The 23,371-nt window shown below is 69.9% G+C and carries 22 protein-coding genes; 8 read left to right on the top strand and 14 right to left on the bottom strand.

Features of this window, described 5'->3' with window-relative positions; genetic code table 11:
* Positions 1-163: 163 nt before the first annotated feature.
* From ACRWK7_RS12370 to ACRWK7_RS12395, 6 genes are all read right to left on the bottom strand, one after another.
* A complete protein-coding gene (locus ACRWK7_RS12370) occupies positions 164-2,107 on the bottom strand; it encodes a response regulator (protein WP_431856524.1) in 1,944 nt (647 codons plus the stop codon).
* Positions 2,107-4,314, bottom strand: coding sequence for an ATP-binding protein (locus ACRWK7_RS12375; RefSeq protein ID WP_431856525.1), 2,208 nt, complete (start codon positions 4,312-4,314; stop codon positions 2,107-2,109). Before ACRWK7_RS12375 ends, ACRWK7_RS12370 begins: the two co-directional genes overlap by 1 nt.
* A gap of 99 nt (positions 4,315-4,413) precedes the next feature.
* Positions 4,414-6,276, bottom strand: coding sequence for a hypothetical protein (locus ACRWK7_RS12380; protein ID WP_431856526.1), 1,863 nt, complete (start codon positions 6,274-6,276; stop codon positions 4,414-4,416).
* A gap of 132 nt (positions 6,277-6,408) precedes the next feature.
* On the bottom strand, positions 6,409-7,431 hold the full coding sequence (locus tag ACRWK7_RS12385; RefSeq protein WP_431856527.1) for an ABC transporter substrate-binding protein: 1,023 nt from the start codon (positions 7,429-7,431) through the stop codon (positions 6,409-6,411).
* 66 nt (positions 7,432-7,497) lie between these two features.
* A complete protein-coding gene (locus ACRWK7_RS12390) occupies positions 7,498-8,310 on the bottom strand; it encodes an ABC transporter permease (RefSeq protein WP_431856528.1) in 813 nt (270 codons plus the stop codon).
* Between the two features lie 13 nt (positions 8,311-8,323).
* On the bottom strand, positions 8,324-9,160 hold the full coding sequence (locus ACRWK7_RS12395; RefSeq protein WP_431856529.1) for an ABC transporter ATP-binding protein: 837 nt from the start codon (positions 9,158-9,160) through the stop codon (positions 8,324-8,326).
* A 362-nt stretch (positions 9,161-9,522) separates the two neighbouring features.
* On the opposite strand from ACRWK7_RS12395, the gene ACRWK7_RS12400 reads away from it, so the two are divergent.
* Positions 9,523-10,197 (top strand): ATP-dependent Clp protease proteolytic subunit, encoded by a 675-nt coding sequence (locus tag ACRWK7_RS12400; RefSeq protein ID WP_431856530.1) that lies wholly within the window; start codon positions 9,523-9,525, stop codon positions 10,195-10,197.
* A 52-nt stretch (positions 10,198-10,249) separates the two neighbouring features.
* Here the strand turns inward: ACRWK7_RS12400 and ACRWK7_RS12405 are convergent, their stop codons facing one another.
* The 3 genes from ACRWK7_RS12405 to speB all read right to left on the bottom strand — a co-directional run bounded on the left by ACRWK7_RS12405 (position 10,250) and on the right by speB (position 12,777).
* Positions 10,250-10,486 (bottom strand): hypothetical protein, encoded by a 237-nt coding sequence (locus ACRWK7_RS12405; RefSeq protein WP_431856531.1) that lies wholly within the window; start codon positions 10,484-10,486, stop codon positions 10,250-10,252.
* A gap of 158 nt (positions 10,487-10,644) precedes the next feature.
* Positions 10,645-11,805 carry an aminotransferase gene (locus tag ACRWK7_RS12410; protein WP_431856532.1) on the bottom strand — a complete coding sequence of 387 codons (1,161 nt, stop codon included), beginning with the start codon at positions 11,803-11,805 and terminating at the stop codon, positions 10,645-10,647.
* Positions 11,806-12,777 (bottom strand): agmatinase, encoded by a 972-nt coding sequence (gene speB / locus ACRWK7_RS12415; RefSeq protein ID WP_431856533.1) that lies wholly within the window; start codon positions 12,775-12,777, stop codon positions 11,806-11,808. It lies immediately after the preceding gene.
* A gap of 131 nt (positions 12,778-12,908) precedes the next feature.
* Here speB and ACRWK7_RS12420 point away from each other — a divergent pair, with 131 nt between their 5' ends.
* Complete coding sequence (locus ACRWK7_RS12420) at positions 12,909-13,646, top strand: HAD family hydrolase (protein WP_431856534.1); 738 nt, start codon at positions 12,909-12,911, stop codon at positions 13,644-13,646.
* Here the strand turns inward: ACRWK7_RS12420 and ACRWK7_RS12425 are convergent.
* Positions 13,598-14,827 (bottom strand): diaminopropionate ammonia-lyase, encoded by a 1,230-nt coding sequence (locus ACRWK7_RS12425; protein ID WP_431856535.1) that lies wholly within the window; start codon positions 14,825-14,827, stop codon positions 13,598-13,600. The two genes, ACRWK7_RS12420 and ACRWK7_RS12425, sit on opposite strands and share 49 nt — an antisense overlap.
* Before the next feature lie 63 nt (positions 14,828-14,890).
* Positions 14,891-15,247: a cupin domain-containing protein gene (locus tag ACRWK7_RS12430; RefSeq protein ID WP_431856536.1), complete on the bottom strand. Its 357-nt coding sequence runs from the start codon at positions 15,245-15,247 to the stop codon at positions 14,891-14,893.
* A 496-nt stretch (positions 15,248-15,743) separates the two neighbouring features.
* Between ACRWK7_RS12430 and ACRWK7_RS12435 the strand changes: the two genes are divergently transcribed.
* The gene (locus ACRWK7_RS12435; protein ID WP_431856537.1) at positions 15,744-16,313 is read left to right on the top strand and encodes a septal ring lytic transglycosylase RlpA family protein; all 570 of its coding nucleotides are present in this window, start codon (positions 15,744-15,746) and stop codon (positions 16,311-16,313) included.
* Positions 16,314-16,316: 3 nt separating this feature from the next.
* On the opposite strand, the gene fliN is transcribed toward ACRWK7_RS12435, so the two are convergent.
* Together fliN and murJ are read right to left on the bottom strand one after the other, a co-directional pair.
* Positions 16,317-16,619, bottom strand: coding sequence for a flagellar motor switch protein FliN (gene fliN, locus ACRWK7_RS12440; RefSeq protein ID WP_431856538.1), 303 nt, complete (start codon positions 16,617-16,619; stop codon positions 16,317-16,319).
* A 99-nt stretch (positions 16,620-16,718) separates the two neighbouring features.
* Positions 16,719-18,266, bottom strand: a complete 1,548-nt coding sequence (gene murJ / locus ACRWK7_RS12445) for a murein biosynthesis integral membrane protein MurJ (protein ID WP_431856539.1) — start codon at positions 18,264-18,266, stop codon at positions 16,719-16,721.
* A 124-nt stretch (positions 18,267-18,390) separates the two neighbouring features.
* Between murJ and ACRWK7_RS12450 the strand changes: the two genes are divergently transcribed.
* Positions 18,391-19,167, top strand: coding sequence for an alpha/beta fold hydrolase (locus tag ACRWK7_RS12450; RefSeq protein ID WP_431856540.1), 777 nt, complete (start codon positions 18,391-18,393; stop codon positions 19,165-19,167).
* A gap of 166 nt (positions 19,168-19,333) precedes the next feature.
* Here the strand turns inward: ACRWK7_RS12450 and ACRWK7_RS12455 are convergent, their stop codons facing one another.
* Entirely contained in the window at positions 19,334-20,764 is a 1,431-nt protein-coding gene (locus tag ACRWK7_RS12455) for a hypothetical protein (RefSeq protein ID WP_431856541.1), read from the bottom strand.
* Between the two features lie 216 nt (positions 20,765-20,980).
* On the opposite strand from ACRWK7_RS12455, the gene ACRWK7_RS12460 reads away from it, so the two are divergent.
* From ACRWK7_RS12460 to ACRWK7_RS12475, 4 genes are all read left to right on the top strand, one after another.
* Complete coding sequence (locus ACRWK7_RS12460; RefSeq protein WP_431856542.1) at positions 20,981-21,580, top strand: hypothetical protein; 600 nt, start codon at positions 20,981-20,983, stop codon at positions 21,578-21,580.
* A gap of 166 nt (positions 21,581-21,746) precedes the next feature.
* Entirely contained in the window at positions 21,747-22,232 is a 486-nt protein-coding gene (locus tag ACRWK7_RS12465; protein WP_431856543.1) for a response regulator, read from the top strand.
* A 99-nt stretch (positions 22,233-22,331) separates the two neighbouring features.
* Positions 22,332-23,162, top strand: coding sequence for a 3-deoxy-8-phosphooctulonate synthase (gene kdsA, locus ACRWK7_RS12470; RefSeq protein WP_431856544.1), 831 nt, complete (start codon positions 22,332-22,334; stop codon positions 23,160-23,162).
* 116 nt (positions 23,163-23,278) lie between these two features.
* Positions 23,279-23,371: hypothetical protein (locus ACRWK7_RS12475; protein WP_146209004.1), on the top strand; the 93-nt coding region annotated here is incomplete at its 3' end.

Consider the following 23,371-nt stretch of genomic DNA (forward strand, 5'->3'; position numbering starts at 1 on the left):
TCGGGTTCATAACACTGTCCTCCCCCAGCCCCGCTGGGGGAGGAGGGGGCCCGCGCCGCGGGCGTGGGAAGGTGGGGGCAACGGCGCGGGTGGCAGGCGTGGATTCTCGTGCACGCCGCTGCCCCCACCCAACCCTCCCCCGCCGGAGGCGGGGGAGGGCTTTCTACCGGTTCACCAGAACCAGGATCTTCTCCTCCAGGTGCTCGGGGGAGAAGGGCTTGGCGATGTAGGCGGTGACGTCGTGCGCCAGCGCCTCCTCCACGGCGATCATGGTGGCCAGCGCGGTCACCATCAGGAACGGCATCTCCGGCCGTACGCTGCGCACCTGCTTGAGGAACTCCAGCCCGGTCACCCGCGGCATCTTCCAGTCGCAGATGACGAGGTCGTACAGCGTCTCCTGCCCGTCGAACGCCTCCAGCGCCTCGCGGCCGTCCTCGGCGAGGACGATGTCGGCGATGCCGAGGTCGCGCAGGATCATCTCAACGTAGGAGCGCGCCTGCGGCTCGTCGTCGACCAGAAGGACGCGCAGCGTCGCCATGTCGCGCATCGGGATTCCGGCCGCCTGCAGCGTGCCGAAAAACGTGGCGAAGCGCTCGGCCCGGCGTTCCGCCTCGTCCTTGCGGCGCTGCAGGAAGGCGCGCAGGAAGGCGGTGGTGCGCACGTGGAAGCCGACCAGCTCGCGCGCGGCGGCGGCGCACTTGCCCTCGGTGAAGGCGCCTTCGGCCAGCAGGGTGGCGTACTCCATGACCTCGTCCACCGTCGGGCTGCGGTCCCTGGCGACGCGGGCGAGGATGCGGTTGGTGCGCAGGTAGGTGGACTGGATCTCGTCCAGCATGCGCGCGTAGCGGTCCTTCAGCGCGTCCGGCAGGCCGGAGCGCAGCAGGCGCGCCTGCACGTCGGACAGCGCCTTGATGCGGGCGCGCGGCGTGCGGGCGCTCTCGAACAGGCGCTGGGTGAAGTCGCGGTGGTCGAGGTGGGTGCGCAGCGCCGCCGTCACCATCTTCCGGCACAGCTCGCCGAACGCCGCGCCTTCGTAGGTCAGCAGGTCGACGATGCGGGCGTAGTGGCTCTTGCCGCGCAGCGACATTTCCAGTCGGTCGCCGGTCAGGTTCCTCGCAGCCCGGCGGTCGAGCAGGTGCATGGTCCGCTCGCCGCCCATGACGGTGCCGCGCCCGCGCAGCTTCACCGCCAGCGCCGAGGTCGACACCAGCTCGTCCACGATGATCGAGGTGGCGCGCGGGTCGCCGCCGGTGGGCGGGCACAGCCGCCCGTCCCCGGTCAGCGCGCGGTGCAGCGTGATCTCCAGCCCGCGGCGCGCCCCGCGCGCCTCGTGCGAGGCGATGTAGGCGTTGAGGCGGCGGACCGCCGCCGGCGCGCGCGGGTGGGTCACCGTGTCGCCCCGCCACAGCTGCGCCAGCACCTCCAGCGAGGCGCGCAGCCCCTCCACCCAGCCGAACAGCTCGCCCGCGCCGGCGTCGCTGGCCAGGATCTCGCCGATGATCTGGTCGATCGCGTCCTCGCCCAGCGGCGGCAGCGCATCGCTGACCAGGGAGAGCAGGCGGTCGAGCTTCAGCTCCCAACCGACGGCGCCGGCGAGCCAGCTCGCCACCAGCGCGTCCACCGCGTAGCGGGCGGCGAAGCCCCTGGTGGCCTGGGCGATCTTGGAGACGGCGCTGGCGAAGGTCCGCGCGTCGAAGGCCGGCGCGTCGCCGCGATGGGCGCGTTGCGCGGTGACGGCCAGCGCCTCGCCCTCCAGCGCCGCCAGCTCCTCGCGCCGCTGCGTGGCGGTGCGGCGGCCGGGCAGCGCCTGGGCCTGCGCCACGCGCTCCAGCACGAGGTCGCGGCGGCGCCAGTCTGCGAACGCGCGCTGCGGCTCGACGGTGTGCAGCAGCTCGGTGGGAGTGATCCGCCGCGGGTCCAGGAACTCGCCCAGCTCCTCGGCCATCTGGAAGCGGCTGCGCGGGGCGTACAGCTCCTCCAGGGTCAGGCAAACGTTCAGCGCCGCCTCGTCGCCCTGCGGCTCGGCGCCGAGTTCGACCAGCAGCGCGTCGACGTCGTAGGCGTCGGCGATTCCGGACAGCGGGGCGGGGCGTTCCAAGGGAGCCATCAGACCACCAGCGCGTGCACCTTGTCGGCCAGCTCGTCCGGATTGATCGGCTTGTGCAGGAAGACCACGCGCCGGACGTCGGCCAACAGATCGTCGAGGTTCTCCTTCTCGGGCGGATAGCCGGAAATCAGCACGACGGGCAGGTCCGGATTCTCGCGGCGCAGCGCCCGCGCCGTCTCCGCCCCGCCCATGCGCGGCATCACCAGATCGGTCACCAGCAGGTCGAACGCCCCGGCGTGCGCCTGGAACGCCTCCAGCGCCTCGGTGCCGTCGCCGGCGCAGAAGACGCGCATGCCCATGTCCTCGAGCGTCAGGCGGATGAAGTCGCGCACCTGCTCCTCGTCCTCGACCAGCAGGACGGAGGCGGCCATGGACAGGCCGTCGTCCGCCTCCACCGCGTCGAGGTCGAAGAGGTCGGCGGCCGGCGAGGCGCCGCCGTGCGCCGGCAGCCACAGGGTGAAGGCGGTGCCCTGCCCCGGCTCGGACTCCACGTCCACGGCGCCGCCGGCCCGCGTCACCGTGGAGTAGACCAGCGACAGGCCGAGGCCGGTGCCCTCGCCCAGATCCTTGGTGGTGAAGAACGGCTCGAAGATGCGGTCCAGCACGTCGGGCGCGATGCCGGTGCCGGAATCGCGCACGGTGATGGTGACGTGCGGGCCGGGCCGGAGGTCGGCGTGGCGCCCCAGCACGGCGGCGCCGGCCGCCACCCGGTCCACCGTCACGGCGATGCGCCCGCCGTCCGGCATGGCGTCGCGGCCGTTGATGGCGAGGTTGACCAGCGTCTGGTGCAGCAGCGCCGGCTCGATCAGCACCACCGCGTCGGGGTCGCGCACCGTGACGTCCACGGCGTAGCGCTCGCCGAGGATCGGGCGCAGGAAGCGGCGCAAATCGTCGAGCTGGGCGGCGACGCGCACCGGCTTCGCCGCCTCCGGCCGGCCGGCGCGGCCGAAGCTGAGCAGCTGGCCGGTCAGGCCGGCGGCCCGCTCGGTGGCCTTGACGATCTCGGTCAGGCACTGCGCCACGCGCGCCCGGTCGTTGGGGGCGCGCCGCGCCATCTGGGCGAAGCCGCCGATGGCCGTCAGCATGTTGTTGAACTCGTGCGCGATGCCGCCGGCGAGCTGGCCGATGGCCTGCATCTTCTGCGCCTGGTGCAGCGCGCGTTCCGCCTGCTTGCGCCGGGTGACGTCGTTGAGCACCAGGAGCCACGCCGGGGCCTCGTCCACCGCGAAGGCGTGCACGCCGACCTCGACGTCGCGGTGGGTTCCGTCGGGTGCGGCGACGTGCGCCTCGACCGGGCCTTCGGGCGCCGCGTCCGCGCCCGGCGGCGGCAGGACGGCGAACAGGCGCTCACCGCCGTCCAGCAGCGGCGTCCCGGCCATCGCCACCGGGTCGGCGGTGCCGAGGATGCGGGCTGCGGCGCGGTTGGCGAAGCGCACCCGCGCCCCGTCCCACACCACGACGCCGTAGGGCGCCATCTCGACCAGCCGGCGGTAGCGCTCCTCGCTGTCGGCCAGGGCCTGCTCGTGCCGTTTCAACTCGGTGATGTCGGTGAGGACCTTGACGATGCCGCCGGAGCGGGTGGCGTGCTCGGAAATCCGGTACCAGCGGCCGTCGGCGAGGCAATGGTCGGACGGCGGGCCGCCGCGGGTGTGGCGCCACAGGCGCTCGGCGATCCAGCCCGAGGGGTCGCTGACGTCGCGCCCGGCCGCGCCGCGCTCGACCGCCTTGTGCAGCAGCTCGGCGAAGCGGACACCGGGACGCAGCAGGTCGGTCAGCAGCGGGTAGGCGGCGCGGTAGCGCTCGTTGCACACCACCAGCCGGCCGTGCTCGTCGAACAGCACGAAGCCCTCGCTGACGCAGCCGATGGCGTCGGCCAGCAGCTCGCGCATGCGCACCGCCTCGCACGGCTCCGCGGAGGGCGCCGGGCAGGACGCCGCCCCGTCGTCGAGGCACGCCACCGCGTCGTCGTGCAGCAGCACCAGCCGGCGCGCGTTGTCGAGCAGGCGCCCGCCCTCCGCGGTCAGCCGCAGCCCGGCGGTGCCGTAGAGGAACAGCGGCTTGCCGAGGCTTTCCTCCAGCCGGCGCAGCCGGTCGGTCAGGGCCTCTTCGGAGAGAGAGAGGTCGGCGGCCGCCGCGGCGATGGATCCACGATCCACCACCGCGAGGAACCCGCGCAACCAGGCGATGTCGAGGTCGGGCCGCTGCATGGCCCTATCCAAGCATCCGGTCGCGCGGACCGCCAGAAGTTTATGGCCCTAAGCTTATCCGGCCCACGCCGGGACGTGGTGATGCCATGGTCGCTCCGGCTATTGTGCCATACGCCTGATCATGAGCAGGCCGGCGGGTGTCACCCCGCCGTTCGCGTCCAGGATGCCCTTGCCGACGAGGTAGTCCAGGAACCCTTCCGGCAGGTCGTCGGCGACGTCGCGGATCGAATCGTTCAGATACCCGGCGTCCGCGGTGCGCACGGCGTTCAGATCGAGAAGCGGGATCAAATAGTGGGCAAGGTTTATCCTCAGGTGGTCCTTCGCCCCCACCGGATGCACGCAGAGCTCCGGCAGTAGCCACATGCAGCCGCCGAACAGCGCGCCCATGATGGCGAGCAGTTCGATGCCCCACGCGTTGCGCTTGATGGCCGCGTAAAAGGAGTTTTGCGAGAAGTCCACCGACAGCAGCATCGCCCCCAGGCCCAACGCGACGAAGAGCAGGAGGCCGACGGAGGCCGCGATCACCGTCTGCCGGGCGGTCTGCCCCAGCGTCCGCTCGCTCCGCGGCATGTCCAGCATGGCCGCGGCGAGAAACGCGGCGAGACCGGAGAGGATTGCGAACGGGAGCTGCGACCACACCCAATCGGCTTTCCGCCCCATATAGCCGGTCATGTGCACGATGTAGAAAAGGACGCCTCCATAGACGACGCCCCAAAGGCTCGCGATCAGCGCCGGCTGAAGGCGGAATTCGGAAAACTGGCCGTTCATCGGCCATGCTTCCACGGCCATCTCCTTCGCCAAGTAGACCCCGTAGATCGGCACGAACACGAGCAGAACCGCCATCAGCGCGCTGTTGAATGCGCATCGCGACGGCCCCGCGTCACACTGCGATGCATCCGCGGCCGCGTTGATCAAACCGAAGGTGATGTAGTACAACAGAACAAGGAATATGATCCCGATCACCACGATCGGCGAAAGAACGATATCGAACCCATACCGCGCCTGCCGTGGCACGCCGTATTTTTCAAGCTTCTCGTAGACATCCTGCTCTTCGCGCTCCGACGAGAAGACGACGCAGACGACGGCTTGGCATATCTGCTTCAGCACTTGGTCCGTCATCTCGATGACGTGGTGCGGCACCGCTTGTCCACGGACGCAGCCGACCAGCGCTTCGCGCAAGGTGCGAAAGTTGGCCTCCAGGGCGTATCCCTGAATGTCGGTGCTCGCCCAGTTCCGCGCGTAGACGCCGTTAGCGCCCCGAATTTCCCGGCGGACCGACGCCAGCAGATGGCAGATTGTCGCCCATTTCTGCCAGACCGTCCCCTGCGCTTGCTGGAAGTCCCCTTCCTCAAGCGCCGCAGCCCCCACTTCGGCGATCGCCCTGCGTTTCATCGCGTCGCTGATCGGCAGCCTGTTGTTCACCATGTACCGGTAGATGACCGCCGCTCGTTCCGGAATGTGGGCCCGGCCATGCATATAGCTGCGGAACAGGGCCAGCAGGGACGCCACAACGGGAATGTTGGGCAACAATCCCGAGATCACCAGCGCGGCCATCAATTGAGGATAAAGCTTGAACCACCCCAACTTATCCCATTTTTCCTGGGTCAGGGACTCGTTGATCTTTGCAATGATCTTCTTTTCCGCTTCCACGGAGGCTTGCGCCTCGGCGCCCAGTGCGTCCAAGGTGGCGGCGAACAGGACACGCCAAACCAGGACGTACAGCAGCAGCGTGGTTCCAAAGAAGGCAAAGTATCCGAGCCGGAAGCGGGCCCGGCTTGTCGCGTATCGCGGAGAGACCCGCGCCAGAGCGAATTCGGGCTTGGCGTTGCCGACCGTGTCGCCGTCGAAGCTGTAGCGCTCCGCCTCGTAGTAGTTTCTGGTGAAGACGTAAATGATGACGACGCTGAGCGCCAGCGCCAGCACTTCGACTGGATCGTTCCAGTTCAATGGCAGCAAGCCCATGATCCGCCCCACCGATCATCGCCAGCGGGAAAGATCATAGGCACGCTACACTCGGTTTGCAAACAGTCCGCGCCTTCGCGCCTGAATACATACTATGATATTCAGGCGCGCAGGTTGATGCAAAACGGGCCTCTACTTCACCAGCGTTTGCGCCTTCTCGACGAAGGTGTCGGTGTAGGCCTTGCTGACGTCGATCGGCGCGCCGGCGACCGCCGGATCGAAGGCCTTCAGCACCTTGTAGGCGACCTCCGCCCCCTCGCGGGTGAAGCGGCCGTCGGGCGAGTAGGTCGGCTTCGAGTGCAGGAAGGCCGACTTGTAGAGGTCCTTGTTGCCGAGGAAATACTCCTCCGGCAGCACCTTCACCACGTCGTCGGCGCTCGCCTTGTCCAGCCACTTCAGCGTCTTGACGAAGACGTTGACCAGCGCCTGCGTGGTGTTGGGGTTCTGCTGGATGAACTCCGGCTTCAGGTACAGCACCGCGGCCGGGTACTGGCCGCCGTACACCTGCTTGGTGCCCTCCAGGGTGCGGGTGTCGGCGATGATGCTGATGTCGCCGTCGTTCTCCAGCTGGCTCATCACCGGGTCGAGGTTGGAGATGGCGTCGATCTCGCCGCGCTTCACCGCCGCCACGGCGCTCGGGCCGCCGCCGACGCCGATGAACGCCACGTCGTTCGGCGTCAGGCCGTTCTGCGTCAGCAGGTAGTTGACCATGAAGTTGGTGGAGGAGCCCGGCGCCGTGACGCCGATCTTCTTGCCCTTCAGATCCTTCACGTCCTTGATGGTGCCGGCCTTCTTGACCGAGGCCAGCACGATGCCGGGGAAGCGGCCCAGTTCGACCACCGCGACGATGGGCTGGTTCTTCGCCTGCATCTGGATCGTGTGGTCGAAGGCGCCGGTCACCACGTCGGCCGAGCCGCCGACCAGCGCCTGCAGGCTCTTGGCGCCGCCGCCGAAGTCGCTGATCTCGACGTTCAGCCCGGCCTCCTTGAAGTAGCCGAGCCGCTCCGCCAGCGTCAGCGGCAGGTAGTAGAGCAGCGGCTTGCCGCCCACCGCCAGCTTGAGATCCTTCTTCTCGATCTGCTGGGCCTGCGCCCCGCCCGCCATCAGCACGGCGACGCCAAGCGCCGCCACGGCCGTGATCCAACGAACCTTCATTCCAGTCCCTCCCCACTCTTTTCGTCATCCCTGCGAAGGCGGGGATGACGGTCAAAAATCCGATTCTTAGCCCTGCGCGCCGGTGGTGTGCGCCTCCTGCGGGCGCCAGTGCAGCAGGCGCTTCTCGACGACGGTGACGATGGCGTCGATGACGATCACGAAGATGGTCAGCACCAGCATGCCGGAGAACACGCCGACCGTGTCGAACACGCCTTCCGCCTGATGGATGCGGTAGCCGAGGCCGGCGGCCGAGCCCAGGTACTCGCCCACCACCGCGCCGACCATGGCGAAGCCCACCGCCGTGTGCAGCGACGAGAACACCCAGGCCAGCGCCGACGGCAGGTAGACGTGGCGCAGCAGGTCGCGCGAGCTGGCGCCCAGCATGCGGGCGTTGGCCAGCACCACCGGGCTCACCTCCTTGACGCCCTGGTAGACGTTGAAGAAGACGATGAAGAACACCAGCGTTACGCCCAGCGCCACCTTCGACCAGATGCCCAGCCCCAGCCACAGCATGAAGATCGGCGCCAGCACCACGCGGGGCAGCGCGTTGACCGCCTTGATGTACGGGTCGAACACCGCCGACACCAGCGGCGCGCGGGCGAACCAGAAGCCGAAGACGATGCCCGCCACCGTGCCGATGGCGAAGGCCAGCAGCGTCTCCAAGAGCGTGATGTAGAGGTGGTACCAGATCACGCCGGAGGCGAAGTCCTTCCACGTCCGCTCCAGCACAGCCAGCGGCGTGCCGAAGAAGAACGGGCTCATGATGTTGGTCGCGGTCAGCACGTGCCAGAGCAGGAAGAATCCCACCAGCACGAAGGACTGCAGCAGCAGGATCACCGGACGGCCGGGCAGGCGCTTGGGTCGGGGGGTGGCGGCCATGATGTCCCTGCCCTCACTGCAGCTTCGTCTGCGCGTAGCCCTTCAGCACCTCGTCGCGGAGCTGGGACCAGATCTCGCGGTGGAGGTCGAGGAAACGCGGGGTCATGCGGATGTCGGCCACGTCGCGCGGCCGCTCGATGTCGATGCGGTACTCGCCGATCAGGCGCGCGCCCGGTCCGGCCGACAGCACCAGCACCCGGTCGGACAGCGCGATCGCCTCCTCCAGGTCGTGGGTGATGAAGACCACCGACCTGTGGTCGGCCGACCACAGGTCGAGCAGCTCGTTCTCCATCAGCTGCCGCGTCTGCACGTCGAGCGCGGAGAACGGCTCGTCCATCAGTATGATCTTGGGATCGACGATCAGCGTCTGCGCCAGCGCCACGCGCTTGCGCATGCCCCCGGAGAGCTGGTGCGGGAAGCGCTCGCCGAAGCGGTCCAGCCCGACGCGGGCCAGCCACGGCCGCGCCCGCTCCCGCGCCTGCGCGCGCGGCACGCCGCGGAACTCCAGCCCCGCCGCCACGTTGTCGAGCGCCGACTTCCACGGCATCAGCGCGTCCGCCTGGAACATGTAGCCGGCGTGCGGATTGATGCCGTGCAGCTCCTCGCCGAACACCACGGCGCGCCCGGCGCTGGGCGCGAGCAGGCCGGCGATGACGTTGAGGATGGTGGACTTGCCGCTGCCGGTCGGGCCGACGATGGAGACGAACTCCCCGGCGCCCACGGTGAAGCGCACGTCCCGGACCGCGGTGTAGACCGCCCCCTTCTCGTGCGCGGAGGCGAACGAACACGTCACGCCCTCGATCGCCAGCGCCGGGTGGGGCGCGGGCGGGGCTGCTCTGGCAACGGACATCGGGTGGCGTCTCTTCCCTGTTCGGAACTCTTTTGCGGCGATGATGACCGAGCGCGGCCAGCCCCGCAAGCCCCCGCCAATCCGCACGCTTCCGCTGCAACGCGGAAATGCGGCGCTTGAAGTCGACGGCCGCGGTCGCTTACGGTGTCAGTAAGCCGTTGCGCGGCGCAACATGCGGCGGTGAAACACCATGTTCATGGTTCCTTTGCCCCGTCTCAAATCCTATCAGTCTAGTGGACTTTTTTATCGCGTTGTTTCGGGAAACTCTTGGTCGCCGCCACCTACCTCTTTCGGGCACGGGTCGCGTTAACCATTCCGTTAAGCTTTCCCCGCCAATGTCCGTCCGTCGCAAGGAGGACTGGATGTTGGTTCGCGCTTTCGCCCGTATGACCGCCCTGACCGCGCTGCTGACCGTGTGCCTGAGCGGGGCCACGATGGCCGGGTCCGGAACCGAGTCCGGGGCCGACTCCGGCCCGGTCGCCCGCACCACCGGCGCCCCTGCCCTCCCCGACGCCGCCGTGATCCAGACCGTCGCCGACGGCACCGCCGTGCTGCGCATCGACGGCATCATCACCAAGGGCGTCGAACAGCGCCTGACCGACGCCGTGCAGGCCCTGCCCCGCACGCTGCCCCTGGTCATCGAGCTGTCCAGCCCCGGCGGCTTCACCTCGGCCGGCTACCGGATGATCGACCTGATCCTCGCCGAGCGCGAGAAGGGCCGCCCCATCGCCACCCGCGTGCGCGCCGGCGAGGCGTGCGAGAGCATGTGCGTCGGCGTCTTCCTGGCCGGTTATCCGCGCTACGCCGCGCCGAACGCCGAGTTCATGGTGCACGCCCCGCGCATGGCCGAGGACGGCCGCATGACGCTGCGCACCACCACCACCATGGTCAGCCGTCTTGTGTCGCTGGGCGCTTCGCAAGGCTGGATCGAGCAGGTCCGCGCGGCTGGCGGCTTCTCCGGCTCCGTGGACTACCGCGAGACCGCCGACGCGCTGTCCGCCGCCGGCGCCAACGTGGTCACGCACCTGATCCACTGAATCCTTTCTGGCCCGGACATGGAAAGGCCCGCCTCGTGGCGGGCCTTTTCCGTTACTGCTTCGGCACCAGTGTCAGCCTCAGGATGCTGATCGCCGCGATGACGGTGCCCACCTCGGCCGCGGTTGCCAGCCACTCGGGATGGAACACGATCCCCAAGGGCATGATCAGCAGGAATGCGAGGCCGAGAAAAGTCAGGTACGACTCCCGACGCTGCTCCGTGGCCCCCTCGGCGCCACCCTGTTCCCGCACAGCCGCAGACTGGTAGGCGCCAATGGCTTGGTCGGTCACGAACACTCTCCATCTTTGAACCATGGACTTAGAGACGTCACTCTAGACCCATTCAAAAGCGGAGAAGAAGCCGTAATACCTGCCATAGTCCAGACGCATGGTGATCTTGACAAGCATCAAGACCACCACGTGACATCTTCCATTTACTGAAGTGACGCTTACGCGCTTTGGGCCAGACGCCGCGCGATTTCCGGCATCATCGCCGCGTCCACGTTGGCGAAGGCGAATCGCAGGTAGGCCTCCTGCCCCGGACCGAACATCGGCCCCGGCAGGCAGAGGAGGTTGTGACGGTCGGCCAGGTCCCGCGCCACCTCCATCGCCGGCCGCTCGGGGAACGGGTGGCGGACGAAGGCGAAATAGGCGCCGATGCTGGCGATTTCATAGCCGGTGCGGCCATCCCCCATGGCGTCCTGGAAGGCGGCGATCCGCGCGGCGATGTCGGCGCGCCGATCGGCCACCCAGCCCGACAGGTGCTCCAGACCGTAGAGCGCCGCCTTCTGCCCGACGTGCGGCGCGCAGATGGCGAGGCAGTCCAGCACCTTCATGGCCTGTTCCAGAACCTCCGGCGCCGCGACGATCGCCCCCACCCGGTAGCCGGCGAGGCTGTACACCTTGGAGAAGCTGTAGAGGTGCACCAGCGCCTTCCCCCAGCCCGGCCGGCGGAACAGGCCGTGCGGCGCGTCCTCGCGCGTCGGGAAGTCCCGGTAGGTCTCGTCCAGCAGGAGATGGATCCCCCAGGCGGCGCACAGGTCGTGGAACGCCGCCACGGTCTGCGGCGGGGCGATGGCGCCGGTCGGGTTGTTCGGCGTGATGAGGACCACCGCCTTGGTGCGCGCGTCGATCAGCCGCTCGGCGTCGGCCGGGTCGGGGACGAGGCCGTTTTCCGGACGGCAGGGCAGCGGCCGGACCTCGATGCCCAGCATGTCCAGCGTCATCTTGTGGTTGAAGTACCAGGGCACCGGCAGGATGACGTTGTCGCCGGGCTTGGCCAGCGTCATCACCGCGACGACGAAGGCCTGGTTGCAGCCGGCGGTGATCATCACCTCCTCCGGCTTCACCGGCCCGCCGTACAGCCGGGTCATGCGCTCGGCCAGCGCCGAGAGCAGCGGCGGGATGCCGGCGATCCCGGTGTAGCGGGCGGTGTCGTAGGCGTCGACCTCGCGCGCCAGATGAGCGCGCAGCTCCTCGGCCGGGGGGTATCCGGGCACCGCCTGGCAGAGGTCGATCAGCGGCTTGTCGGCCGGGAACGCGCGGCCCTGGACCCAGCTCCACGCCTCGGCGATGGGCGGCGCTTCGACCGCGGAAACGAACGGATTCACTTACACTCTCCCCTTCCGCGTGCCGACGGCCTCGGCCATCAGGCACAGGATCTCGAACATCATGGTGGCGCCGATCAGCGCGGTGACTCCGCTCGGGTCGAAGGGCGGCGCCACCTCGACCACGTCGCCGCCCATCAGGTTCAGCCCGCGCAGGCCGCGCAGCATCTGCTGCGCCTGGGCCGTGGTGAAGCCGCCGACCTCCGGCGTGCCGGTGCCGGGCGCGAAGGCCGGGTCCAGGCAGTCGATGTCGAACGTGAGGTAGCACGGCGCGTCGCCGACCACCTTGCGGATCTCGGCGACCACGCCGGCCGTGCCCAGCTCGAACGCCTCCTCGATGAACAGGATCCGCACGCCGGCGTCACGCGCGAAGTCGAGGTCGTGCAGGTCGAACATCGAGCCGCGGATGCCCACCTGGATCATCCGCTTCGGGTCGAGCAGCCCTTCCTCGATGGCGCGGCGGAAGGGCGTTCCGTGCGTCAGCTTGGTGCCGCCGAAGTAGCTGTCGGTGGTGTCGGAGTGCGCGTCGAACTGCACCAGCCCGAGCGGCGTCCCGTCGAACAGCCCGCGCAGGATCGGCAGCGTCACCATGTGGTCGCCGCCGGCCGACAGCGGCAGCGCGCCGGCCTTGCGCACCGCGCCGTAGAAGTCCACCACCCGGTCCATGGTCTCGTCCATGTCGCACGGGTTGACGCTGACGTCGCCGAGGTCGGCGATGCGCGCCAGCTCGTACGGGCAGACCCGCGTCTGGTGGTTGACCCGGCGCATCAGGCTGGACTGGTTGCGGATCTCGCGCGGGCCGTGCCGGGCGCCGGGGCGGTTGGTGACGCCGGCGTCCCACGGCACGCCGATCAGCGCGATGTCGAGCAGCGCCGGATCGGCCACGTGCGGCAGGCGCATGAAGGTCGGCAGCCCGCTGAAGCGCGGGTACACCGCCACGTCGAGCGGCTCGAAGAAGCCCTGTCCCTGGTCCATCCCTCGTCATCCCGTTGTCCGGTCTTACCAGCCATGGTGACGGGTTCGCCCTTTCCCCGCAAGAGAACGGCAACCAAAGCCCCGCCCCGGCTGTCTTACCCGGTGACGGATCGCTTCGCGCGGAGGACGCCATGCACTACACGGCTTTGGCCATCGACTACGACGGCACGCTGGCCGACGCAGGGCGCGTCTCCCCCAAAGCACTCGACGCGCTGAACCGCCTGAAGGGGGCGGGTTTCACGCTGGTCCTGGTCACCGGCCGCACGCTGGAAAGCCTGCGCGCCGCCTTCCCGGAGATGGCGCTGTTCGACCGCATCGTCGCCGAGAACGGCGCGGTGGTGCACCGTCCCGACACCGGCGACAGCACGCTGCTCGGCTCCCCGCCGCCCGCCGCGGCCATCGAGGCTCTGCGCCGCAAGGGGATCCCGCTGGAGGTCGGGCAGGTCATCGTCGCCAGCCGCACGCCGCACGAGAAGGCCGTGGTCGATACGTTCCGCGAACTGGCGCTCGACAACGCCGTCGAGTTCAACAAGGGCGCGGTGATGGTCCTGCCGGCCGAGATGACCAAGGCGACGGGCCTGCAGCTCGCCCTCGACGAGCTGCAGCTGGAGCCCTCCAAGGTGATCGGCATCGGCGACACGGAGAACGACCACACGTTCCTGGCGCTGTGCGGCGCCAGCGTGGCGGTGGCCGACGCCATCCCCTCGGTGCGCGAGGACGCCGACCTCGTGACTCAGGGCGGTGCCGGCGACGGCGTGGTGGAACTGGCGGATCACCTGATCGCCGGCGACCTCCAGGCCCTGGCCCGGCGCCAGCGCGCTCACGCGCCGCTGACCGCCTCCGGCCTGCGGCCGACCAGATCCTCGTAGACGGCCGGATCCGTCGCCCCCTCGGTGCCGAACACCAGCACGCGGGCGTCCGGCGCCAGCCCCAGGGCGGCGCGCGCCTCCGGGTCGCCGGCCGCGCACAGCAGCGCCGCCAGCCCCGCCACGCCGGACTCGCCGGCCACCAGCGGCCGGTCGCCGGCCGCCCCCTCGGCCAGCAGGCGCATGGTGGCGACCGCGGCGGAATCGTCGATGGTCATGAAGTCGTCGGCGCCGCGCTCCAGGATCGCCCAGGCGAGCAGCGAGGGCTCGCCGCAGGCCAGCCCGGCCATCACCGTCTCCAGGCTGCCCTCGGCGGCGGTCGGTCGGCCGGCGACGGCGCTGCGGTACAGGCAGTCGGCGCCGTGCGGCTCGACCGAGACGAAGCGCGGACGCTGCCGCCCCCAGGTCTCCCACAGATGGCCGCACACCGCGGCCGGCAGCGCGCCGACGCCGCCCTGCACGAAGACGTGCGTCGGTCGCTCGCTGGCGGGAAGCTGCGAGATCGCCTCCTCCACCATCAGGGCGTAGCCCTGCATCACGTCGCGCGGCACGTCCATGTAGCCGGTGTAGGAGGTGTCGGAGACGACGAACCAGCCGTTCGCCGCCGCATCCGCCGCCGCCCGCCGCACCGCGTCGTCGTAGGTGCCGTCCACCCGCACGACGCGGGCGCCGTACTCCTCGATGGCGCGTTGGCGGCCCTCCGAGCATTTGGCGGGCACGTAGATGACGCAGCCGCAGCCGAAGACCTGCGCCCCCCAGGCGACCGAGCGCCCGTGGTTGCCGTCGGTGGCGGTGGTGACGGTCAGCGCGCGGGTGATGGTGCCGTAGCGGCCGACCACTAGGTCCAGCGCCGTCACCGGCACGCCGGGCGCCCGCGCCGACACCTCGCGCGCCAGCAGGCGCAGCACCGCGTACGCGCCGCCCAGCGCCTTGAAGCTGCCGAGCGCGAAGCGCGCGCTCTCGTCCTTGTACCAGAGCCGGTCGATCCCGGCCGCGCGCGCCAGCCCCTTCAGCGAGCGCAGCGGCGTCGGCGCGTAGCCCGGCCACGCGGTGATCTCCTTGCGCGCCTCCTCGAAGGCGGCGCGGCTGAGGATGGCGCGCTCGGACGGACCATAGGCCCGGTCCTGGTCGGCCCGCGGGTTGTGAAAGACGCGGGGCGAGCAGGGCGGCAACAGGTCCGGCATCGGCGGCTCCTCCTGGGCTTTGCCGCACGAAACCAGAGCCGGGGCGCCGCCGTCAAGCGACGCCTAGCCCGGCGCGACGGACAACTCGTCGCGGGCGACCGAGGGTGCCGGCGGCGCCGTCGCCTCGACCGCCTGGAAGCGCTCCAGGATGCGGTAGGCGTGTTCCGCCCCCTTCGGCACGACCCAGGAGTCGCCGGGGCGCAGCTGGATCACCTGCCCCTCGATGTGCAGTTCGGCCCGGCCGCCGATGACGAAGCCGACGGTCTCGTGGTCGCGTCGCGCGGCCGGCGCCTCGCCGCCCGGCGCCACGTCCCACAGGCGCATCGCCACGTGCTTGCCGGACGCGAGGTGTTTCCGCCCCAGCGCGCCGGAGGGCGCCTGGGCGGTGTCGAGCGTCTTCGCGGTGCTCTCGGCGGTCATCGCTCCCTCCTGGCATCCCCTGCCGCCCAAACCAACACGGGAACACCCGGCAAGGTGCCACAACGCCCCACCCGCTGACGCCAGCCGCGGATGCGCCAACTTCGGCCCGGACGGGGTAATCCGGAACGTGGGGTTCCGAATGGGAGGCGCTGGACCATCTCCGCCCCGTCAATGGTCATAGCCCGACGGGATCAAGTCCTCGAAAAACGCAATAAATGTTACTGTATCACACACCTTTCACATCTCGCAGATACTGAAACACAACTACCTAAATCCAGAATATATACGAACCAGCGCCCAAACCACGCCGAGCAACAAACCTGCCCAAAAGGCAAAGCAGCGCCATCTACGTTGCGACATGAACACAGAACGACTGGAACCTTCCCCGCATTGACCTGTTCCGCCCTCGGACCGCGCCCGTGGTCTGCTTCGATGAGTAGGGAAAGGAATGGCGATGCAGCGGACGAAGATGCCGGGGGTTCCAAAAGGACTCCGCTTGGCGACGGCCACCGGTCTGGCCATGGCGCTGACGCTCCTTTCCCCCTCGGTCACCGGCCGCAGCGCGCCGTTCCCGCTCTGTCCGAACGCTCCATTCTTCGACTGCGAGGATGAAGAGCTGGCGCTCGTGCCCGAGACACCGCTGGTGGAGGAACTCGATCAGGTGGTGAAGGCGGCCATGCTCGAGACGTCCCCGCCCCCGGCGTTCGAGCAGACCGGCAAGGCGTCGTGGTACGGGCCGGGCTTCCACGGCCGCAAGACGGCCAGCGGCGTGCGCTTCAACCAGCATGCCCTGACAGCGGCGCACCGCACGCTGCCGCTCGGCACGCCGGTGAAGGTGACGAACCTCGACACCGGGCGGACGATCCAGGTGACGATCAACGACCGCGGCCCCTACATCGACGGCCGGATCATCGACCTGTCGAAACGCGCCGCGGTGGAGCTGGGCATGGAGGACGCCGGCGTCGCGCCGGTGCGGATCGAGACGCTGGACGGCGAGCGGCCCGCCGAGGTCGCGATGAAGCGCGGCAAGGAGGTCGAGGTGGCGGAGCGTCCGGACGAGCGCTGACGCTCAGCGCTTCCACTCGCGGCTGGACTTGATGAAGTCGGTAAGGGTGACGCCGATCTTGTCGTCGACGATGACGACCTCGCCGCGGGCGACCAGCACGCCCTCGACATAGACGTCGGTCGGGTCCTTGAGGTGGCGGTCGAGTTCGACCACCGCGCCGCGGCCCAGCTTCAGCAGGTCGCGCACGCGCAGCATGGCGGTGCCGATCACCACCTTGATCTCCACAGGCGCGTCGCCGATGGCGAAATTGCCCGCCTCGTCCCCGCCGGAGGAGCCGGAGCCCAGCAGGTCGTCGATGTCCGTCATGGCTCGCCGAAAGGTTTGGCCGTGTTGATCAAGGTTTAACCCTAATGGGTCGCCCGGGCAACGAAAACAGGCCCGCGACGCTGCGACAACGAAGGGGCGTCAGGCCTTGCGCCGCCGCCGGAACAGCCCGAGATCGGACCGCCGCAGCAGCCCCAGCGCCACGACGGCGATGCCGTACGCCACGCTCCCCAGCCCGACCAGCAGCGCCAGCCCGGCCACCCGCAGGGGCAGGTCCACCGCCCCCAGCCAGGGCGCCAGACGCTCCTGCCCGATCCACAGCGCCAGCCCCAGCGCCGCCGTCGCCATCGCCATGCGCGGCAGCGCGCGGGTCAGCCGGGCGTCGGCGCGGAACAGGCCGCGCCGGTGCAGCAGCCACGCCAGCAGCCCGGCGTTGATCCACGCCGCCACCGACGTCGCCACCGCCAGCCCGACCTGCGCCAGCGGCCCCATCAGCACCACCTTCAGCGCGACGTTGGCCAGCATCGCCGCCACCGCCACCCGAACCGGCGTCGCCGTGTCGTGCCGGGCGTAGAAGCCGGACACCAGCGAGCGGATCACCACGAAGGCCGGCAGCCCCAGCGCGTAGGCCTGCAGCGTCAGCGCCGACTGCACGGCATCGGTGTGGCCGAAGCGGCCGTGCTGGAACAGCACCGACAGGATCGGCAGCGCCGACACCAGGAACGCCGCCGCGCAGGGCAGCGTCAGCAGCAGCGTGAACTCCACCGCGCGGTTCTGGCTCTCCACGGCGCCGGCCTCGTCGCCGGACTTGATGCGCCGCGCCATCTCCGGCAGCAGCACGGTGCCGATGGCGATGCCGATGACGCCCAGCGGCAACTGGTTGAGGCGGTCGGCGTAGTACAGGTACGACACCGCGCCGGTCGGCAGCAGCGACGCGATCAGCGTATCGACGAACAGGTTGATCTGGGTGAGCCCGGATCCCAGCGCCGCCGGCCCGAGCACCGTCAGGAACCGCTTCACGCCCGCCGTCAAACGCGGCCAAACCAGCCGCAACACCATGCCCGCCTTGCGCGCGTCCCACACGAGGTAGAGGTACTGCGCCAGCCCGGCAACGAAGACGCCGATGGACAACGCGTGGCCGACGGTGGGCATGAAGGGCGCCGCGGCGACCATGGCGACGATCAGGCAGACGTTCAGCAGGATCGGCGCCGCCGCCGCCGCCGCGAAGCGCCCGACGCTGTTCAGCACGCCGGCCAGCAGCGATTCCAGCGACATGAACAGCAGGTACGGGAAGGTGATGCGGGTGAACAGCACCGCGAGGTCGAACTTCTCCGGCTCGTCGGCGAAGCCCGGCGCGAACACCAGCATGAACTGCGGCATGACAACGATCAGCGCGATGCTCAGCACGCCCAGCACCAGCAGCAGGACCGCCTGCACCTCTTCGGCGAAGCGCTTCGCGCCCTCCCTGCCGTCCTGCACCACCGCGGCCGAGAACAGCGGCACGAAGGCGGCGCTGAACGCCCCCTCGGCGAACAGGGCGCGGAAGTGGTTGGGCAGCCGCAGCGCCACGAAGAAGGCGTCGGCCACCGGCCCGGCGCCCAGCAGCGCGGCGGTGAGGATGTCGCGCAGGAAGCCCAGCACGCGGCTGACCAGCGTCAGCCCGCCGACGGAGAGGATGTTGCGAAGCACGCGGAAAAACCCCAAGAACTGTGCCGGCATGCGCCCGGCGCGGCGCATCCTACCGATTCCGGCTGTTTCGTCACCAACGATCCGCGTCTAGGATCGCGCGTCTCGACAAAACGATGGACCGACCATGCCGCAGGGCCTTCCGCTCTCCTACCTCGAAGCCGGCGAGACCGTCGGCGGCACGCCGCTTCTGGTGCTGCACGGGCTGTTCGGCTCGGCGCGCAACTGGCAGACGCTGGCCAAGCGCTTCGGCGAGCGCCGGCACGTCTACGCGCTCGACCTGCGCAACCACGGCGGCGCGCCGTGGGCGCCGACCATGAGCTACCCGGAGATGGCCGAGGACGTGCTGCGCTTCCTCGACGACCGCGGCTTTGCCCGCGCCGCCGTGGTGGGGCACTCGATGGGCGGCAAGACGGCGATGACGCTGGCCCTCAAGCACCCCGACCGGGTGGAGCGGCTGGTGGTCGCCGACATCGCTCCGGTGCGCTACACGCACACGCACGCCCCGTTCATCGCCGCCATGAAGGCCGCCGACCTGGAGGGCCGCACCCGCCGCTCCGAGGTGGACGCGCAGCTGGCCGACGCGGTGCCCGAGGCGCCGCTGCGCTCCTTCCTGCTGCAGAACCTCGTGCTGGAGAACGGCGCGTTCCGCTGGCGCATCAACCTGGACGCGGCCGGCGCGGAGATGGACAAGCTGATCGGCTTCCCCGACCTCGGCGACGCCCGCTACGAGGGGCCGACGCTGTTCATCGGCGGCAGCCGCTCGGACTACATCACGCCGGAGTCCGAGCCGGAGATCCGCCGCCACTTCCCCAACGCCCGCGTCGCGATGATCCCCGGCGGCCACTGGATCCACGCCGAGCGGCCGGAGGAGTTCGCGGAACTGGTCGAGGGGTTCCTGTAAAGCTTTAAGGGCCCTCCCCTGGCTCCGCCGGGGGAGGGTTGGGTGGGGGCAACGACTGAAACGGCCGGCGTTGATTCTTGGACGCGCCGTTGCCCCCACCCTCCCCGCGTCGCGGGTCCCCTCCCTCCCCCGCCGGAGGCGAGGGAGGGCTGTCAATGGCCCGAAATCAGAGCGCGCCCTGCTTGGCGCCCTTGCCGCCGACGCCCGGCGTCTGGCGGAAGGCGTCCACGATGTACGGGGCGAGCGCCTGGCGCATGTTGCGCAGCCACTCGTGGATGATGATCAGCGAGCGCGACGCCACCGGCGGCGTCATGCCCAGCTTCACCAGATCCTCGCGGGTCATCTGCGCCACTTGGTCCAGGCGGTGGCCGGTCAGGCGGGCCCAGGCCGGCGCGGTGCACGGCGCCATGGAGATGACCTGGACACCCTCGCGCTCCACCATCTCGGCCTTGCGGCGGGCGTAGTTGCTGTCCTCGAGCTGGCTGAACGGGCCCGACGTGCCGTTCTCGACCAGAACGCGCTTGGCCTTCGGGGCGATGGTGGCGATGCGCTCCAGCGTCGCCATGCCGGTGGACAGCGAGGCGAGGTCAACGGTGACCGGCACCATGAAGGTCAGCCGCTCGCCGTCGCCGACGTAGTAGTCGAAGCCCGACACCTCGGCCCAGTTGAAGAACCACTGGCTGATGTTGCCGCCGAAGTCGTAGAGGCGGCCGCCGCGCTGCAGCTCGGGGCCGATCTGGTCCCAGAACTCGTAGAAGCCGTCGCCCGAGCCCATCATGTTCATGAAGTCCTGGGTGATGCGGCGGTGCTCGACCACCTCCGGCCCGAACAGGCGGGCGAGGCGCTCGTTGACCTCGTACTCCACGACCTTGAGCTGAAGGCCTTCCAGCATGGCCGTCGCCATCAGGTGATGGGACAGCAGCGTCTTGCCGACGCCGCCGCGGTCGTTGAGGACGAAGATCGTACCCAGCATGGGATCGCCTTTCGAATGTCTGGTCGTCGTATCGGTGAAGCCCGGCTGTTCCAGCGGGCGGATGGGCGGAAGCGGGCGCGCGGGCGCCGGAGGAGAGGGTGCCGGTGGCGGCGGTTCCGGCGCCGGGACCACCTCCCCGGTGCGCGGCTCCTCCGGCTGGAGGAGCGGTTCGGGGGGCGGTTCGTCGGCCGGCGCGGCGAGGACCGGCTCCGGATCGGGCTCCGGTTCCGGCTCGGGCGCGGCGGCCTCGGCGATTTCGGCGACCGCCGGGGTGACGTCCGGCACCGCGGCGCCGGGGCGGCCGGAGGCCATGGCGGCGCGGTGGATGGCTTCCAGGGTCTCCGGCGAGGCGGGCTCGCCCTCCTCCGCCGGGGCGTCGCCGTTGCGCATCTCGACGCCGACCAGGAAGAAGGCGGAGCGCAGGGTGACGGGGGAAATCGGCTGGTCGCCGCGGGCGCTGATGCCGAGCTTGGCCAGCACCTCGGAGATCTGCGCCCAGGACAGCCCGCGCTCGCGCATCAGGCTGATGTCGCCGTAGCTGTCGCGCACCGCCTGCATGGCGCTGCGGTTGCCCTGCGGACGATCGGCAAGGAGCCGCTCGAGTTCCGTGCGATCGATCGACACCGTGGCTATCCGGACCTGATGAGGTTTGGGGGAGGCAAATCGCGGGCGGGATCGTGGCCGAAGGAACCCTTCCCTTCGGCCGGCGAAAAATAGTACAAGCAACCGTGGGGCGCAAACGGTTTCCAACACTCCGCAACGGGGTTAAACGTGTGACACGGCGCGTCCGGGGCTGAAGAAAAGAACGTCGGGCATTTGGGTTTCGAGGGTTGATCGGGCATGGCCCAGGAATTCCGGTCGCTGCGCGCCACGGCGCAATCCATCGGCTTCCACGAACTGCGGCAGGCGCTCGAGATCTCGTCGCTCAAGCAGGACCTTGAGCGCGTCGCGCGCGACACGGACGACCTGCGCGCCCACATCGAGGACGCGGTAGAGCAGGTGCGCGCCCAGTTCGCCGCGCTGTCGCCCGCCGAACTGGCCGATGCCGCCCGCATGGCGCCGCTGCTGCAATCCGCCGTCAAGACGCTGCTGGGCATCCGCGACGCCGCCCGCCGGATCGAGGTGAGCGCCGGCCCGGTCGCCGACGCCGACCGCCCCGACCCGCCGCCGCCATCCCTGCTGCAGGCCGCCCCGCCCCCGGCGCCCGAGCCGCCTCCCGCCACCGACGTGGCGTCCGCGCCCCCGGCGCCGCCCCCGCCGCCGATGCAGGCGGTCGCCCCGCCGGCGCCCCTGCCGCCCGCGCCGGTCGTCACCAGCATCGGCCCGATGTCGTGGATGACCTCGACCGGCGCACCACCGCGCTCCGCCGCCGCGCCGCGCCCGGCGCGCGCCGCGTCCCCGGGCGGGCCCGTGGACTGGCTCGGCCCGCCGCGGCGCTGACCTCCTTCCGTCTACCCCTTTCGATCGACGCACCCCGCCCGAACGCGTCGGCGCAATGGGCTATGCCACGTGCAGTTATCGCTTGAACTTCCCGAATTGCCCGTATACCACTTTATATTGGTAAAGAAATTTTAACCTTGCCCCGAAAGAAAGGGGGAGGCGCATCGTGCGAGTGGACGATCCCGATACGGTTCTCGCTCCCGCCCCGCCGCGCTGCGGGCCCGGCTCCGCGCCTGTCGCCGCCCCGGCGGCGTCCCCGCCGGTCGCCGCGCGCAGCTTGCGGCTGCTCGTCGTCGAGGACGAGCCCGCGATCGCGCAGATCATCAAGGACTCCGTGGAGGACCTCGGCCACACCGTCTGCGGCATCGCCCGCACCGAGCAGGAGGCGGTGGACCTCGCCGACCGGGAGCGGCCGGAGCTGGCGCTGATGGACGTGCGGCTCGCCGGCGGCGGCGACGGCATCGTCGCGGCGCGGCGGCTGGCGGCGGGCTTCGGCATCCGCTCGATCTTCCTGTCCGGCTACGCCGACCATGCCACCATGCGCCGCCTCACCGAGACCTACCCCCTGGGCGTGGTGCACAAGCCCTTCTCGCTGGCGCAGCTGAAGACCGCCCTCGACCTCGCCGGCCGGCGCCTGCGCGCGCGCGGCTGACCGGCGTCCAAGGGACTCGACAGGGCCCCACCCCTTCCATCATGAATGGTCGCCTTCGGCGCCCCCTCAGGGGGCCGTTCGTTTTCCGGAGTCCGTTCCATGACCACGCCGCGCACCGTCCAGATCGGCCCCCTTTCGATCGCCAACGACCGCCCCTTCGTGCTGATCGCCGGCCCCTGCCAGATGGAGAGCCGCGACCACGCGCTGGAGACCGCGGCGGCGCTGGCCGAGATGTGCGGCGCGCTCGGCCTCGGGCTGATCTACAAGTCGTCGTTCGACAAGGCCAACCGCACCTCGATCAAGACCGCCCGCGGCCTGGGACTGGACAAGGCGCTGCCGATCTTCGCCGAGGTGCGCGAACGCTTCGGCTGCCCGGTCATCACCGACGTGCACGAGGCCGAGCAGTGCGCCCCGGTGGCCGAGGCGGTGGACGTCCTCCAGATCCCCGCCTTCCTGTGCCGGCAGACCGACCTGCTGATCGCCGCGGCGCAGACCGGGCGCGCGGTGAACGTCAAGAAAGGCCAGTTCCTAGCCCCGTGGGACATGAAGAACGTCGCCGCCAAGCTGACGGAGTCCGGCAACGACCGCGTCCTGCTGTGCGAGCGCGGCGTCAGCTTCGGCTACAACACGCTGGTCAGCGACATGCGGTCGCTGCCGATCATGGCGGAGACCGGCTTCCCGGTGGTGTTCGACGCCACCCACTCGGTCCAGCAGCCCGGCGGCCAGGGCACCACCTCCGGCGGCCAGCGCGAGTTCGTGCCGGTGCTGGCGCGCGCCGCCATCGCCGTGGGCGTGGCCGCCGTGTTCATGGAGACGCACGAGAATCCCGACTGTGCCCCCTCCGATGGCCCGAACATGGTCCCGCTGAAGGAGATGCCGGCCCTGCTGGAGCGCCTCCAGGCCTTCGACCGGCTGGCCAAGCAGGGTTGATCCACCCGAAAGATGCGCCACCACGGCCTTGCCAGCCCCGGTTTCAGGGGCTATCAAGCCCGCGCGCCTGTACGACGCCCTGAACGACGCGACGAAGAAGCGGAGGACCAGCCACCATGAGCGCCATCACCGACATCACCGCCCGCGAGATCCTGGACAGCCGCGGCAACCCGACCGTCGAGGTCGACGTGACGCTGGACTCCGGCGCC

The organism is Azospirillum sp., from assembly GCF_050789165.1.